The sequence below is a fragment of the Parahaliea aestuarii genome, assembly GCF_008064635.1.
Taxonomy (GTDB): Bacteria; Pseudomonadota; Gammaproteobacteria; order Pseudomonadales; family Halieaceae; genus Parahaliea; species Parahaliea aestuarii.
In genome coordinates this window covers 1-1,303 of record NZ_VRYZ01000020.1, presented here as the reverse complement: position 1 = coordinate 1,303, position 1,303 = coordinate 1, and the positions used below count along the sequence as shown (strand labels likewise).

Below are 1,303 nucleotides of genomic sequence, written 5' to 3'. Positions count from 1 at the left end.
GGCTCTTCATCATAAACGGGGGACACCGGCATTCATTAAACTGATTTTGCGAAGATCGTTTAATGGAGAGAACACCGATGTCCCACGCAGGAACCATTATAGGCATACCTGGGCTGGAGGTAGTACGGGTCAAGCGGCGCCGGGGCGTTGAGGTCTGGGCACAACCCTACCGGAGACCGCCCTGTGCGCACTGTCAGGGTCATGATCTGAGGATCAAGGCCACCTACCGGCGCACGGTGAAGCACACCCGCCAGGGCAATCAGGTGCTGACCTTGCACCTGCGGGTTCCCAAGTACCATTGCCGGGGCTGCCGACGCTATTTTCGACACCCGTTTGCCGGCATCCGGCCCCGCTATCGGTCTTCCGAAGCCTACCGCATGGAGGTGTACGAGGCGCATGATGGCGGCGTCACGTTGCGCAAGCTGTCCCAGACCCACCAGATCAGTGCAGCGACCGTGGAGCGGTGGTATCAGCATCACCTGGGGCGTAAACGCTCCGAGATGAGCAACCGGCCCTGCCCCCGGATACTGGGTATCGATGAGCACTTTTTCACCCGCAAGAAGGGCTATGCCACCACCTTCGTGGACCTGCGCAAGCACCGGGTATTCGATGTGAAGCTGGGGCGCTCGGAACCGAGTCTACGCCCTTATTTGAAGGGTCTGAGGGATCGCGGCAATGTGCAGGTTGTCGTCATGGATCTGTCGGAGACCTACCGCAGCATCGCCCGGCAATACTTCCCCGGCGCCACCATCGTCGCCGACCGTTTTCATGTGGTTCGCCTGATCAACCAGCACTTCCTGAAGGTCTGGCAGCAGCACGACCCTGAGGGCCGGAGGAACCGGGGGCTGATCAGCCTGATGCGCCGTCACCAGTGGAACCTGAGCGATGAGCAGCACGCCAATCTGATGCACTACCTGGCGACGTACCCGGTGCTACAGCAGCTGTATGTGGCCAAGCAGAGACTGGTTCGCCTCATGTTGTTGAAGACGCTCACAGCCAAGCGAGCGAGGAAGAAGCTGCCGCAGTTGCTTGAGCTAATGGATCAGCTGCGAGACAGCCCTCTGCGAGCCCTGGCAAAGACGCTGACCAGTTGGCTGGAGCCGATCGTCGCCATGTGGCGATTCAGCAAGAGTAACGGCATCACCGAGGGTTTCCACAACAAGATGGAGATGATCTCGAGACGGGCCTACGGCTTCAGAAACTTTGAGAATTACCGGTTGAGGGTACTGACCCACTGTGGGTGGGATGGCATTATCAATCGGGTACGGATGGATGCCCATCCCCCGTTTATGGGGTAGAGCCC

General features: G+C 59.3%; 1 protein-coding gene. It reads left to right on the top strand.

Annotated elements, in window-relative coordinates; translation table 11 throughout:
- Positions 1-62 precede the first annotated feature (62 nt).
- Positions 63-1,298, top strand: coding sequence for an ISL3 family transposase (locus FVW59_RS19505; RefSeq protein WP_342779714.1), 1,236 nt, complete (start codon positions 63-65; stop codon positions 1,296-1,298).
- The last annotated feature ends 5 nt before the right edge of the window (positions 1,299-1,303 follow it).

Coding starts and splice junctions, on each gene's coding strand:
- FVW59_RS19505 (WP_342779714.1), top strand. CDS start 63: ATGGAGAGAACACCGATGTCCCACGCAGGAACCATTATAGGCATACCT.